Source organism: Rhodococcus sp. 06-418-5 (genome assembly GCF_002258285.1).
GTDB lineage: Bacteria > Actinomycetota > Actinomycetes > Mycobacteriales > Mycobacteriaceae > Rhodococcoides.
The window spans coordinates 357334-370955 of the sequence record NZ_NOYE01000037.1 but is presented as its reverse complement, the minus strand read 5'-3'; the positions used below and the strand labels follow the sequence as shown (position 1 = coordinate 370955).

Below are 13622 nucleotides of genomic sequence, written 5' to 3'. Positions count from 1 at the left end.
CGAGCCCGGCACGATCGGTACTAACCGGTCGAATTGTGCGGTAGTTCGAGTTCGACGACGTCGTGCTCGCCGAGGTCCGGTCGCTCGTTGGTGATCTTGGCCTTGGCGTAGGCCAACAGGTTCGAGACCTTCGACCCAGGGGTGGACCAGTACTCGGCTCCCTCAGCGGCCACGTGGATCAGGTCGACCTCGCGCGAATCGGGGTTCTTCTCGAACCACGCGGCCGCTCGGGTGTTCCACAGTTCCTCGGCCTTGGTGGTGTTGTCGACCACCGCGGCCGTACCGGACAGCGACACCCAGCCCTCGCCGGACTGGAACGAGACGTTGACGGTCGGGTTCGCCGCGATGTCGCTCACCTTCCGCGAATCGTGAGCGGCGAAGAACCACAGGTCGCCGTCGAACTCGGCTTCCTGCAGCGCCATCGGGCGCGAGATGAGGTGACCGTCTCGGCCGACGGTGGTGAACATGCAGAGCCCGGCTTCGGACATCAATTCGGCGACTTTGCTGACGCCATCGGTGTTGGTCATCGGCACCGATTACCCGGCGCACTCGCCGTTCAACCACCGAAACAGGCCGATCCCCCGCTTTCCGGATTATTACGCCCTGTAGTTGGTGATTTCACCGAACCTGGGACACTGGAAGTCGTGACTGTTTCCCCCGGCAACGACGCCCCCGTATCGGCCCAACTCTTCGCCCGCGCGAGCGCGGTCATTCCCGGCGGCGTCAACTCGCCGGTACGTGCCTTCGCGTCGGTCGGCGGAACGCCCCGCTTCATCACGCAGGCCAGCGGATACACCATGACCGACGCCGACGGAAACTCGTACGTCGACCTCATCTCGTCCTGGGGTCCGATGATCCACGGACACGCCCACCCGGCCATCGTCGAAGCCGTCCAGAAGGCAGCCGCGACCGGCCTGTCGTTCGGTGCACCCACGCTCCGCGAAATCGAACTCGCCGAGGAAATCGTGCGTCGCGTCGGCCCCGTCGACCAGGTTCGTCTTGTGAATTCGGGCACAGAGGCCACCATGAGCGCGGTGCGTCTGGCTCGCGGCTTCACCGGCCGCACCAAGATCGTCAAGTTCTCCGGCTGCTACCACGGCCACGTCGATGCCCTCCTGGCCGACGCAGGCTCGGGGCTCGCCACGCTCGGACTGCCGACCTCGCCCGGCGTCACCGGCGCACAGGCGTCGGACACCATCGTCGTTCCCTACAACGACCTCGCCGCCGTCACCGCGGCCTTCGAGGCCAACCCGGGCCAGATCGCGTGCATCATCACCGAGGCAGCCGCAGGCAACATGGGCGCCATCCCGCCGGTCACCGGCTTCAACGAGGGACTGCGCCGCCTCGCGACCGAGCACGGCGCACTGCTGATCATGGACGAAGTGATGACCGGCTTCCGCGTCAGCGCGTCCGGCTGGTACGGCATCGACGGAATCGCAGGCGACCTCTACACCTTCGGCAAGGTCATGTCCGGCGGATTGCCGGCCGCGGCATTCGGCGGTCGAGCGGACGTGATGGCCTATCTCGCGCCCGCCGGACCGGTGTACCAGGCAGGCACGCTCAGCGGTAACCCCGTCGCCGTCGCGGCCGGACTGACCAGTCTGCAACTGGCCGACGCAGCCGTCTACGAGAAGCTGCAGACCAACTCGCAGCGACTCGGAACACTGCTCGGCGACGCCCTCACCGCCGAAGGCGTCACCCATCACGTGCAGTTCGCGGGCACTATGGTGAGTGTGTTCTTCGCCGATGGACCCGTCACCGACTACGCGCAGGCCAAGGCCGCGCAGACGTGGCGATATCCGGCGTTCTTCCACGCCTTCCTCTCCCGCGGGGTGTACCCGCCGCCGAGTGCATTCGAGGCCTGGTTCGTCTCCGCTGCCCTCGACGACCGAGCCTTCGAGATCATCGCCGACGCGGCCCCGGCCGCCGCGAAAGCCGCAGCTGCCGCCACCGCAACGAACTGATTCACCACCCGACTAGCGAGAAACAGGACCCCGACGTGACCGAGGCCCCCGCAACACATCCGCACTCGACGACGCGCACCATCGTGCACGTCCTCCGGCACGGCGAGGTGCACAACCCCAAGGGCATCCTGTACGGGCGGTTGCCGGGCTTCAAGCTGTCGGTGACCGGCCAGTCGCAGGCCAAGGCAGTGGCCGATGCGCTCGCAGGCCACGACATCACCCACGTCGTGGCATCACCTCTGCTGCGCGCGCAGCAGACCGCCGCGCCGATCGCAGCGGCCCACGGTCTGTCGATCGCCGAGGACGAGAACCTCATCGAAGCAGGCAACGAATTCGAGGGCCTGCGCGTGGCCGTCGGTGACGGTGCCCTGCGCCGACCACGGCACTGGTGGAAGCTGCGCGACCCGTTCACCCCCTCCTGGGGCGAGCCGTACCTGCAGATCGCGCACCGCATGCTCGCCGCCGTCAACGCGGCCCGCGTCGAAGCCGTCGGGCACGAGGCCGTGTGCGTGAGCCACCAGCTCCCGGTGTGGACGCTGCGCCGGTTCCTGCAGGGCGACCGGCTCTGGCACGACCCGCGCAATCGTCAGTGCGGGCTCGCGTCGCTGACCTCGCTCGTCTACGAGGGCGATCAGCTCGTGGACCTCGTCTACTCCGAGCCCGCGGGAGCATCCGATCCGAGGATCACCGGTGCGTAGATTTTTCCTCGCCGTCTGTGCAGCGTCTGCCATCGCTCTTGTCGCAGGATGCTCGACCGGCACCGACGCGGTGGCGCAGGGCGGCACTTTCCAGTTCGTCTCACCCGGCGGGCAGACCGACATCTTCTACGAGCCCGACGAACGCGGCACAATCGGCGAACTGTCCGGGCCGGATCTGATGACCGAGGGCAAGACGACCTCGTTGTCGGACTACGACGGTGACGTCGTGGTTCTCAACGTCTGGGGCCAATGGTGCGGTCCGTGCCGCGGTGAGGCCGACGACCTCGAGGACGTCTACGAGGCCACCAAGTCCCTCGGCGTCGAGTTCCTCGGCATCAACGTGCGCGACGAGTCGCAGACCGCCGCACAGGACTTCGTGGTCAGCAACAACGTGAGCTACGCCTCGATCTACGACCCGCCCATGCGCACTCTGACCGCGCTCGGCGGCGTCCCCACCTCCGTCATTCCGACGACCGTCGTGCTCGACCGACAGCACCGAGTCGCAGCAGTGTTCCTGCGTGAGCTGCTCGCCGAGGACCTGCAACCCGTCGTCGAACGCGTGGCAGCCGAGGAGCCAGTGCAGCAGTGAACGTGACTCACCTGGCCGGGATCGGCGCGAGTTTCCAGGAAGCTGCGGCCTCCGGGCCACTGATCCTGGCCCTCGGAGCCTGCGTGCTGGCCGGGCTCGTCTCCTTCGCGTCGCCGTGCGTGGTGCCCCTGGTGCCCGGCTACCTCTCGTACCTCGCCGGAGTCGTCGGAGCCGACGCTCCGGCCGTCAGCGCCGACGAGGCAGCTGTGCAGACGAAGGTGCGCAGCGGTCGATTGCGCGTCGCCGGGGCGGCGGGACTGTTCGTTCTCGGATTCACCGTCGTCTTCGTTCTCGCCACCGCGTCGGTGTTCGGGGCGATCTCCGTTCTGGCGATCAACCGCGAACTGCTCACGCGAATCGGCGGCGTCGTCACCATCGCCATGGGCCTGGTGTTCGTCGGACTGATCCCGGCCCTGCAGCGCGATGTGCGCTTCGAGCCGAAACAGATCGGCTCACTGGCCGGAGCACCGCTGCTCGGCGGCGTCTTCGCACTCGGATGGACCCCGTGCCTCGGGCCGACGCTCGCGGGCGTCATCTCGTTGGCCGCAGGTACCGACGGTACGACGGCAGCGCGCGGCGTCGTCCTGATCGTGGCGTACTGCCTCGGTCTCGGCTTACCGTTCGTGATCCTCGCGTTCGGTTCGGTCAGCGCGCTGCGAGGCGTCGGCTGGCTACGTACACATGCACGACAGATACAGGTGTTCGGCGGAATCATGTTGATAGCAGTAGGAATTGCACTGGTCACCGGTGCCTGGGATCAGTTCGTCGGCTGGGTGCGCGACGCCTTCGTCTCCGATGTGGTGTTGCCGATATGACCGCCGACACCGAAGAGCGCACCGAAGCGTCGCCGCCGCACAAGCAATCGGTGCTGGGCAGGGGAGTGGCCCTGGTTCGCAACACCTGGCGCGGCCTGACCAGCATGCGCACCGCGCTGGTTCTGCTGTTCCTGCTGGCCTTCGCCGCGGTGCCCGGTGCCCTGGTGCCGCAGCGCAGCCTCAACGCGGGCAAGGTCGACGAGTACATCGCCAACCGCCCGACCCTGGGCCCGATCATGGACAAGCTGGAACTGTTCGACGTCTTCGGCAGCTTCTGGTTCACCGCGATCTACGCACTGTTGTTCATCTCGCTGATCGGCTGCATCCTGCCGCGCTGCATCGAGCACGCGAAGCAACTGCGCACCAAGCCGGTTCGCGCGCCCCGTAACCTCTCCCGCCTGCCGCACCACACCCGCTACGACGTCGACGGAACGCCGGAGGAGATCGCCGCACAGGTGCGCGCTCAGTTGCGCGGTTGGCGCGTCGCCCAGAGAACCGAGGACAGCGGAGCAGTGACGCTGTCGGCGGAGAAGGGCTACGTCCGCGAACTCGGCAACCTCGTCTTCCACCTCTCCCTCGTCGGACTGCTCGCTGCCATCGCCATGGGCAAGCTGCTCGGCTACGAGGGCAACCGCATCGTCATCGCCGACGACGGCCCGGGCTTCTGCACCTCGACCCCGGCGAACTACGACTCGTTCCGCGCAGGCAACCTCGTCGACGGCACCGACCTCGAGCCGCTGTGCGTGCGCGTCAAGGACTTCACCGCCGACTACCTCGACACCGGCCAGGCCGAGATGTTCACCTCCAACATCGAGTACCAGGCGGGCCAGGACCTCACGAACAACGTCTGGCGCGACGACCAACTTCAGGTCAACCACCCGCTGCGCGTCGCTGGAGACCGCGTCTACCTGCAAGGGCACGGGTACGCACCCACCTTCACCGTGACGTTCCCCAACGGCGAAACCCGCACCGACACCATCCAATGGCAGCCGACGGACGCCACGACCTTCCTCTCCAGCGGAGTGCTGCGCGTCGACCCGCCCGGCGGCCTGTATCCCGACCCTCTGGACCGCCGCAAGAATCAGATCGCCATCGAGGGTCTGTTCGCGCCGACGGCGTCGTTCCACGGCAGCCTGCTCTCGTCGAGCTTCCCCGCCACGAACGACCCCGCCGTCGCCATCGACATCTACAAGGGCGACACCGGACTCGACACCGGACTGCCGCAGTCCATCTTCTCGCTCGATCAGGAAATGATCGCCCAGGGCAGACTCGTGAAGCAGGACCGCGTCAACCTGATGCCGGGAGAATCCGCGACCCTGAGCGACGGAACGATCGTCACGTTCGACGGAGCGAAGGAATTCGTCAACCTTCAGGTCTCGCACGACCCGGCTCAGACCTGGGTACTCGTCTTCGCGCTCACGATGATGGGCGGACTGCTCGTCTCACTGGTGATCAAACGTCGCAGAATCTGGGTCCGACTCACCGCCGACGCCCAGGCACGACGTACTGTAGTAGACCTCGGCGGACTTGCACGCACCGATCAGGCGGGGTGGGGCGAAGAGTTCGACCGCCTGTGCACCCGCCTGCTCGGCGATACCTCGAAACAGGAGAACTGACCGATGCCGATCAACGAGACCCTCTCGCAGTACAGCGACTGGTCCTTCGAATCAGCGTTCACCATCTACGTGCTCGCATTCGTCCTGCTCATCGCCCAGTACGCCTCCGCCAAGGCGACGGCAGTACAAGCCAAGGAGCTCGTCGGTGCCGGTGCCCCCATCGCCGACAGCCGACCCGGACGCGTCGTCGAAACACCGAAGCGACCGCTGTCCGAACGACTCGCAGGCATGGGCTTCGCGTTGCTCGCCCCAGCCCTCGCCCTGCACGTCGCCTCGGTGGTACTCCGCGGCTTCGCCACCCACCGCTTCCCGCTCGGCAACATGTACGAGTTCGTCACCATGGCCACGGCAGCCGCCGCCCTGACCTCGGTGATCGTGCTGCGCAAGAAGACGATGCGCCCGATGCTCGTGTTCGTCCTCGCGCCCATCATCGTGCTGATGTTCTTCGCCGCCACCAAGCTCTACGCCGACGCCGCACCGGTCGTCCCCGCTCTGCGCTCGTACTGGCTGCCCATCCACGTCACCATCGTCAGCGTCGGAAGCGGCATCCTGCTGGTCTCCGGCGTCGCGAGCCTGCTGTTCCTGCTCCGCATCAAGCAGCCCCTGGGAGAGGAAAGCGTCGGGTTCTGGGGCAAATTCGCCTCCAAGCTGCCCGACGCCCAAGCTCTCGACCGACTCGCCTACAAGACGACCATCGTCGCCTTCCCGCTCTTCGGAGCAGGCGTCATCCTCGGCGCAATCTGGGCCGAAGCCGCATGGGGACGTTTCTGGGGCTGGGACCCCAAAGAGACCATGTCGTTCATCACCTGGATCATCTACGCCGCCTACCTGCACGCCCGCGCCACCTCCGGATGGCGCAACACCCGCGCAGCGTGGATCAACATCGCCGGATTCACCGCCATGCTCTTCAACCTCTTCATCATCAACATGGTGGTCTCGGGACTGCACAGCTACGCGGGACTGAACTGACCTTCGCTCGTTCCACAGCCTCCACGCTGGACCTCCAGCTGGTAGCGTCCGATCCGGCTCGATGGGGGACACATCCGAGCTCGGATCTTCGATGTGGGACGCGAACTGGGGGGAATCGGTCATGGCCGATCGGCACGAGGACAACTGGCAACCCGTCCGGCCACTGGACGACGATGTACCGGAAGATCACGCAGCTCCGCCCACGGGATCCGAACCGATCGCCGTCGCAGCGACGACGGAGGCCACCCCCACACCGCCGCGCGAGCCCTTTCGATCGACCCCCATCACCATGCCGCCCGAAAGCATCTCGAACCCGCCCGCGCCGCAGTCCGAGACCGCGCCGACACCGCCGCCGAATCCTGCACCGCGCGCTTCCCGACCGAAAGACCCGTCTGGGCCGGTAGAAGGTGACGGCAAGAATGCCGGGGTCGCCGCGACCCCGGCCGAGGAAGGCCAGGCCGCGACGGCAACACCGACGACACGGGTGCAAGCGCCGAAGGCTCCCGTGGCACCGATAGTGAAACCGACTCCTCCACACACGGCCCCCGAAGCGAGCCCGCCCGTCGCGTCGGCACCACCCCCGCCGCACGGTCCGGTGCCTTCGGGCCCGGTGCCTTCGGGCCCGTTGCCTCAGAACTCGGCTCCTCAGAACTCGGTTCCGCAGAACTGGGCCCCTCAGAACTCGGTTCCGCAGAACTCGGTGCCTCAGAACTGGGCCCCTCAGAACGCGGGGCCCCAGAACCAGTGGGCTTCGCACAATCAGTTGGCTCCGCAGAATCAGGCTGGGCCGCAACACAATTGGGCACCGCAGAACCACGGCGATCCGCAGCAGCACTCGGTGGCGGAGGCTCAGTGGCATACCCAGAATCAGTGGAACCCTCAGACACAATGGGGACCTCAGCCCGGCCAGTGGCCCGGTCAGCCGCATCCTGGTCAGCCGCAGCAGCTCAGGCAAGCCCCGGGTGACGCGATGGTGGTCGCACCGGCACCGGCACCGGCACCGGCGGCCTTCGACCCGAGTCGGTCGGCGGAGCAGCAGGTCTCCTCACTCGATCTCGGTAGTTCGTTGCTCGTCCGATCGGGAAATGCGCCGCCGCTGGGAGGGTGGCGTCGTGCGTTGTATCTGATGACGGGTGGTCGTGTGGATGTCGGAAACAGTGCCGCCCAGCAGCGACGCTCGGCCTTGACCGCGCAGGTGGATCGGCCTCTTGTCGGATGCCATCGCGTCGCGGTGCTGTCGCTGAAGGGCGGTGTCGGCAAGACCACGACGACGGCCACCCTCGGCTCGACGTTCGCCGAGATTCGAGGTGATCGGGTGATCGCGATCGACGCCAACCCCGATCGTGGAACGCTGGGTCAGAAGGTGCCGCTCGAGACGACCTCCACCGTCCGTAATCTGTTGCGCGACATACAGTCTCTGGACCGCTACAGCGATGTGAGGGCATACACGTCGCAAAACGTGCATCGACTGGAGGTGTTGGCATCCGATTCGGATCCGGCAGCCTCGGAGGCATTCAGCGGTGAGGATTACGATCGCGCGGTGTCGCTGTTGGAGAAGTTCTACAGCATCGTCATCACCGATTGCGGCACCGGTCTGATGCACTCGGCGATGGAAAGAATTCTCGAGGGAGCCGACACTCTGGTGGTGGTCAGCTCGGGGTCGGTGGACGGTGTGCGCAGCGCGTCGGCAACGCTGGATTGGCTCGATGCGCACGGCTACCGGGAACTGGTCGCCACATCGGTTGCGGTCGTCAACGGCGTTCGGCAGAGGGCCGGAAAGGTCGACCTGCAGAAAGTTGTCGAACACTTCGAGCAGCGTTGCGCTCGGGTTCGCACGATCCCGTTCGACCCGCATCTCGAGGAGGGGGCGGAAATCGAACTCGATCGTCTTCGTGGGCGCACGCGAAAAGCACTACTGGAAGTCGCGGCGGCGGTAGCGGCGGGATTCCCCGACGCGCCCACCGCTGCCCTACGCAACTGAGAACCACCGGACCTATTCGCTGGGTTCGGTGCCGGCCTCGGTTCCGTCTTTCCCTCCGCGGCGAGCCTCACGGTTGATCCGCCACAGAAAATCGGGATCGTCATCGGGTCCCACAGTGCGGGTGGGTGGAGCCTGCGTACTGGGTCCGAATGCCTTCCAGAACAGCACGATTACTGCCACCAAGCCGATCAACGCCAAAAGATAGATCACGACGCACCTCCTACTACGAGAGTAGCTGTGATGCAACCACCTCCGCACCCGTGGAGCGTCGAAGATTCCTGAGAATGTTCGATGAGTTCGTACGGGTGCGGATACTGCGGGTGGATCGGCCCCAGAGCCAGCCGATCAGTGGTGTGTGCCGGCTTCCGTCGTCAGTGAGGTCAGCAACTGCATGACCTCGGTCTCGCGGAATCGACGGTGCCCGCCCGGAGTGCGGAGGGATCCGAGGCGGCCGGCATGTGCCCAGCGCGTCACTGTCTTGGGGTCGACGTGGAAAAGCGCGGCTACCTGACCCGGAGTGAGCAGTGAGTCCTGAGCCTTGTGAAATGTGGGTGCGCTCATCTTGTCGTGTCCTCCTACGATGCGGTTCGGTGCATATGCGTCGAACCGGAGATATCGGTCTGCTGCGTTCGATCCCCATGGTTGCACTCGAACCCCTAGGTACTCGACTGATACAAGGTTGGTAAAGGGGAGGTAATGGACAAATCGGTCATGCCGGGGGTGGGTCGGAGTGGCTGCCGAGCCCGGTAGATTGGGACCCGTGAGCGACGCGACGAATGCCGAGAGCAACGATCCCACCAGCGGAAATGCCGCGCCAGGAAGGTCGGCGAAGAAGTCACTCGCCGTCAACCTCGGTGTCTACACCTTCGCGCGACTGGCGCTCGTCGTCGTGATCGCGGCCGTCATCGTCGGCGTCGGTTTACTCTTCGGCGTCGAGGTCCCGGTACTCGTGGCCGCGATTTTCTCGGTGCTGATCTCACTACCGCTCTCGCTGCTCCTGTTCAAGAACATGCGCATCCGCGTCAACGAGTCCATCGCAGCCGTCGACGAGGACAGGCGCGCCGCGCGCGCGGACCTGCAGTCGAAGCTGCGCGGTGAAGACGGCAAGAAGTGACCAGGTCGGTCGATCATTCGGGATCCCGGGCGTGGGTCGACAACGCGGTCCGGTTGATCGAGGCCGATTCCCAGCGCAGCGCCGACACGCACCTGCTGCGATACCCCCTCCCCGCGGCCTGGGGTATCTCGCTGTATCTGAAAGACGAGTCGACGCACATCACCGGCAGCCTGAAGCATCGGCTGGCTCGGTCGCTCTTCCTGTACGCGATCTGCAACGGCTGGGTCACCGAACGCACCACGGTGATCGAGGCCTCGTCGGGCTCCACTGCCGTCAGTGAAGCGTATTTCGCCGGACTGCTCGGACTGAAGTTCGTCGCCGTGATGCCACGCAGTACCAGTCCCGCCAAGATCGCACTCATCGAGTCTCACGGCGGAAGATGTCACTTCGTCGACAAGCCCGGTGAGATGTACACCGAGGCACATCGACTCGCGGCCGAGCCCGACAGTCACTACATGGACCAGTTCACGCACGCCGAACGAGCCACCGACTGGCGCGGAAACAACAACATCGCCGAGTCCATTTTCGACCAACTTCGGCTCGAAGAGTGCCCCATTCCCGACTGGGTGGTCGTCGGTGCAGGGACCGGAGGGACCAGTGCCACCATCGGCCGCTACATCCGATATCGAAGGCATGCAACGCAACTGGCCGTGGTCGACCCCGAGAATTCGGCGTTCATCGGCGGCTACGAGTCGGGAGATGCGGGCTACGAAACAGGGCGGTCCTCACGCATCGAGGGCATCGGTCGACCGCGCGTCGAACCCTCGTTCATCGGCCAGGTGATCGATCGAATGATCGCAGTACCCGACGCCGCCTCCGTGGCCGCCGCACGATTCACCTCGGACGCACTCGGCAAACGAGTGGGCGGATCGACGGGAACCAACATCTGGGGTGCGTTCGGATTGATCGCGGAAATGATCGCCGCCGGCCGCAGTGGGAGCGTGGTGACATTGCTGTGCGACGGCGGAGATCGGTATTCGCAGACCTACTTCGACGACACATGGGTCTCGAACCAGGGCATGGATCTCGACGAACCAACGGCAGCGCTCGAACAGTTCGTTCGTACCGGGGTGCTCTGAGCGGACCTACTTGCTCACCGCCATCGATGCCGCTGCAGTTGCGGCAGACACCGCGGCGACCGCCGGCCAGGCACCGATCTTCTTGGCCAGCGGGTGCGAGGCACCGAACGCGACGAGGTAGGTCCCGAGCAAGGCACCGGCACGGACCGAACCCGAGGATCTCTGCCAACGGGTCGTGCATACCACCCCGACGGCTGCGAGCACCGCTCCGCCGAGCTGACGATTGTGAGACTGCCGGGCAACGGCGAAGCCGCCGAGCAGACCGCCGGCAGCGAGCGCAGAAGTGGCAAGCGAGCTTCGAGTGTCGTTGGTGGACATGGCCATCACCCTAGCCGCGCCTGCACTCGGAGGCTTCTCGCCAGGTGGTCTCGTTGCTCGATCACCAAGCGCCGCAGGGCAGCCGGTGCCCACTCGTGCTCGGCGAGCCAGCTGTCCGCGGCCTCCGTCGACGACTGCTGCGGGAACAGACGGACCACGATTCGCCTGGCGATCTCGATGCTGCGCGAGGTCCACAACGAGGAGATGGTCTCGAAGTAACGATTGCCGTAGGGCTGGGTCAGATCCGGTCGGTGCCCGGCCCCGAAACCGGTGATGAAGGCGTCGAGAACGTCGTTGGACGCATCGTCGCGCTCGGTGATGGCAGTCCACGCCCTCGCCTTGACCTCGGCATCGGGTATCGCCGTCGATGCCGCGGTGTGTGCGGTGCGTCCCGACAAGGTGTTGTCGGTGGCCAGCTCGGCGTCGAGCTCGGCTGCGGTCGCGTTCCCGGTTGCGGCCAGGGCAAACCAGAACGACCAGCGCTGATCGGGATCGAGACGTAGACCTGGCACCGTCGCTGTGCCGTCGAGAAGTGCGCGCAGTTCGGCTGCGCGGGAACCGTCGAGTTGGGCGGCGGCCGCGGTGGCTCGCCCCCACACCAACTGGGCGTCGCTCCCCGGCTCGCTCGCGTGCAGTTGCGTCCACGACGCCTCGAGCCACTGCCGGGTCGGTTCGTCCCGTCGGTCCTCCGGGAGGTAGTGCTCGAGGGCGTGCGCCACGTTCGCGGTGACCGCCGACAGAAGGCCGATCTTGGGCTCGTTGGGCGCGAATCTGGTTGCGATGTCGATGTATTCGAGTGCGGACATCTCGGCGTCGCGGGTGGAGTTCCACAGTGCCGACCACACCAGGCCTCGGGCGAGGGGATCGACGATGCGATCGAGGTGGTTCCGCACGGTGGTGATCGAGCGCTCGTCGAATCGGATCTTGGCGTACGTCAGGTCATCGTCGTTGAGCAGCACCAGTGCGGCGTGGGGAAAGTCGACCGGCGTTCGTGCATCGGAGATGTCGAGTTCTCGGCGGTGGGTTCTCGTCAAATTCCCCGCTTCGTCGAGATCGTAAAGCCCGACGGCGATTCGGTGAGGCCGCGGGTCTGTCTGCTCGACGGCATCGCCGGTGTAGCTGAGCGTCGAGACGCCGGTGGTCTGCAGCCATGCTGCAGCCCAGGTATCGAGGTCGCGCCCGCTCGCCGCGGACATCTCGCTCAGTAGATCCGTCAGCGTGGTGTTTCCGAAAGCGTGGGTGCGAAAGTAGTTGCGGGAAGCGGCGAAGAAGGCATCTGCACCCACGAACGCTCCGAGTTGTTTGAGGACGCTCGCCCCCTTGGCGTAGGTGATGCCGTCGAAGTTGAGCTTCGCAGCCTCGAGGTCGGTGATGTCGGCGACGATAGGGTGGGTGGTCGGCAGTTGGTCCTGCAGATATGCCCACGCTTTTCGTCGGTTGGCGAAACTGACCCAGGCATCGGTGAATCGGGTCGCCTCGGCCGACGCGTACGCACCCATGAAGTCCGCGAAGGATTCCTTGAGCCACAGGTCGTCCCACCACTGCATCGTGACGAGGTCGCCGAACCACATGTGCGCCATCTCGTGCAGAATCGTGTTTGCGCGGGCCTCGTACTGGGCTTCGGTTGCCGCAGAACGGAATACATACGATTCGGTGAACGTGACCAGGCCGGGATTCTCCATCGCGCCGAGGTTGTATTCGGGGACGAAGATCTGGTCGTACTTTCCGAACGGGTACGGGTAGTCGAACTTGTCGTGAAAGAAGTCCAGCCCCCGCTTCGTGATGTCGAAGATGTCCTCGGCATCGAAGTATTCGGAGAGAGACGCCCGGCAGTACGCACCGAGAGGGACGGTGAGTTCGCCTCGCGTCCAGGACGATTGGACGCAGTGATACGGGCCTGCCGCAACTGCGGTGATGTACGTCGATATCGGCAGGGTCGGTACGAAAGTGGTGACCGAGTCGGCAGTGATTCCCTCGCGGTTCGACAGCACGATCCACGTCGGCGGAGCCGTGACCGTCAGGGTGAAGGGGGCTTTGAGATCCGGTTGCTCGAAGTTCGCGAACACCCGGCGTGCATCGGCCGGTTCGTACTGCGTGTAGAGATAGACGTTGTCGTCGACGGGATCGACGAATCGGTGCAGTCCCTCGCCAGTCCTGCTGTACCGTCCGTGCGCGCGAATCCGGACGATGTTGTGCTCGATGAGCCCGACCAGTTGAATGCGGGAGCCGTCGTAATCGACCGCCGCGTCGATGCCGTTGACGGTGACTTCGTCGACTGTCGCACCGATGAAATCCACCCATGTCGCAGCGGTCGTCGCGTCGAATTCGATGGTCGTCACGGTCTCGAAGGTGTCGAGGTCCATGTCTTCCGCGCGCAGAAGGTCCAGGTGAACGCGATAATTCACCCCGCTGATGTGGCGCGATCGCCTGCGAGTTTCGGTCCGGGTCAGATTCGCGGTGCTCACCGAACCAACCCTAT

The 13622-nt window shown here is 65.4% G+C and carries 14 protein-coding genes; 9 read left to right on the top strand and 5 right to left on the bottom strand.

All coding sequences use genetic code 11. The annotated features are described in order from the left end of the window. Positions 1-20: 20 nt before the first annotated feature. Complete coding sequence (locus CH274_RS26955; protein ID WP_032394174.1) at positions 21-527, bottom strand: pyridoxamine 5'-phosphate oxidase family protein; 507 nt, start codon at positions 525-527, stop codon at positions 21-23. A 117-nt stretch (positions 528-644) separates the two neighbouring features. Here CH274_RS26955 and hemL point away from each other — a divergent pair, with 117 nt between their 5' ends. From hemL to CH274_RS29855, 7 genes are all read left to right on the top strand, one after another. Then, complete coding sequence (gene hemL / locus CH274_RS26950; protein WP_032393897.1) at positions 645-1964, top strand: glutamate-1-semialdehyde 2,1-aminomutase; 1320 nt, start codon at positions 645-647, stop codon at positions 1962-1964. Positions 1965-1999: 35 nt separating this feature from the next. After that, positions 2000-2662 carry a histidine phosphatase family protein gene (locus tag CH274_RS26945; RefSeq protein WP_032393898.1) on the top strand — a complete coding sequence of 221 codons (663 nt, stop codon included), beginning with the start codon at positions 2000-2002 and terminating at the stop codon, positions 2660-2662. Continuing rightward, complete coding sequence (locus tag CH274_RS26940; RefSeq protein ID WP_045198940.1) at positions 2655-3251, top strand: TlpA disulfide reductase family protein; 597 nt, start codon at positions 2655-2657, stop codon at positions 3249-3251. The genes CH274_RS26945 and CH274_RS26940 overlap by 8 nt, the downstream gene beginning before the upstream one ends. Continuing rightward, positions 3248-4066, top strand: a complete 819-nt coding sequence (locus CH274_RS26935; RefSeq protein WP_373453948.1) for a cytochrome c biogenesis CcdA family protein — start codon at positions 3248-3250, stop codon at positions 4064-4066. Before CH274_RS26940 ends, CH274_RS26935 begins: the two co-directional genes overlap by 4 nt. Continuing rightward, positions 4063-5682, top strand: coding sequence for a cytochrome c biogenesis protein ResB (resB, locus tag CH274_RS26930; protein WP_094659421.1), 1620 nt, complete (start codon positions 4063-4065; stop codon positions 5680-5682). The genes CH274_RS26935 and resB overlap by 4 nt, the downstream gene beginning before the upstream one ends. 3 nt (positions 5683-5685) lie before the next feature. Beyond that, complete coding sequence (ccsB, locus tag CH274_RS26925) at positions 5686-6651, top strand: c-type cytochrome biogenesis protein CcsB (RefSeq protein WP_032393902.1); 966 nt, start codon at positions 5686-5688, stop codon at positions 6649-6651. Between the two features lie 763 nt (positions 6652-7414). Beyond that, positions 7415-8632, top strand: coding sequence for a nucleotide-binding protein (locus CH274_RS29855; protein WP_373453953.1), 1218 nt, complete (start codon positions 7415-7417; stop codon positions 8630-8632). Between the two features lie 12 nt (positions 8633-8644). Here CH274_RS29855 and CH274_RS26915 read toward each other — a convergent pair whose 3' ends face one another. Together CH274_RS26915 and CH274_RS26910 are read right to left on the bottom strand one after the other, a co-directional pair. Further along, positions 8645-8842: a hypothetical protein gene (locus tag CH274_RS26915; protein WP_032393904.1), complete on the bottom strand. Its 198-nt coding sequence runs from the start codon at positions 8840-8842 to the stop codon at positions 8645-8647. A 135-nt stretch (positions 8843-8977) separates the two neighbouring features. Then, a complete protein-coding gene (locus CH274_RS26910; RefSeq protein ID WP_008713732.1) occupies positions 8978-9193 on the bottom strand; it encodes a BldC family transcriptional regulator in 216 nt (71 codons plus the stop codon). A 199-nt stretch (positions 9194-9392) separates the two neighbouring features. On the opposite strand from CH274_RS26910, the gene CH274_RS26905 reads away from it, so the two are divergent. Further along, positions 9393-9746 (top strand): DUF4229 domain-containing protein, encoded by a 354-nt coding sequence (locus CH274_RS26905; RefSeq protein WP_082074078.1) that lies wholly within the window; start codon positions 9393-9395, stop codon positions 9744-9746. Continuing rightward, positions 9743-10825 (top strand): PLP-dependent cysteine synthase family protein, encoded by a 1083-nt coding sequence (locus CH274_RS26900; RefSeq protein ID WP_094659420.1) that lies wholly within the window; start codon positions 9743-9745, stop codon positions 10823-10825. The genes CH274_RS26905 and CH274_RS26900 overlap by 4 nt, the downstream gene beginning before the upstream one ends. A gap of 6 nt (positions 10826-10831) precedes the next feature. Here CH274_RS26900 and CH274_RS26895 read toward each other — a convergent pair whose 3' ends face one another. After that, a complete protein-coding gene (locus CH274_RS26895; protein WP_094659602.1) occupies positions 10832-11143 on the bottom strand; it encodes a hypothetical protein in 312 nt (103 codons plus the stop codon). 5 nt (positions 11144-11148) lie between these two features. Beyond that, positions 11149-13608, bottom strand: coding sequence for an aminopeptidase N (pepN, locus tag CH274_RS26890; protein ID WP_094659419.1), 2460 nt, complete (start codon positions 13606-13608; stop codon positions 11149-11151). Positions 13609-13622: the final 14 nt, after the last annotated feature.

Coding starts and splice junctions, on each gene's coding strand:
- CH274_RS26895 (WP_094659602.1), bottom strand. CDS start 11,143: ATGTCCACCAACGACACTCGAAGCTCGCTTGCCACTTCTGCGCTCGCT.
- CH274_RS26910 (WP_008713732.1), bottom strand. CDS start 9,193: ATGAGCGCACCCACATTTCACAAGGCTCAGGACTCACTGCTCACTCCG.
- ccsB (WP_032393902.1), top strand. CDS start 5,686: ATGCCGATCAACGAGACCCTCTCGCAGTACAGCGACTGGTCCTTCGAA.
- CH274_RS26955 (WP_032394174.1), bottom strand. CDS start 527: ATGACCAACACCGATGGCGTCAGCAAAGTCGCCGAATTGATGTCCGAA.
- resB (WP_094659421.1), top strand. CDS start 4,063: ATGACCGCCGACACCGAAGAGCGCACCGAAGCGTCGCCGCCGCACAAG.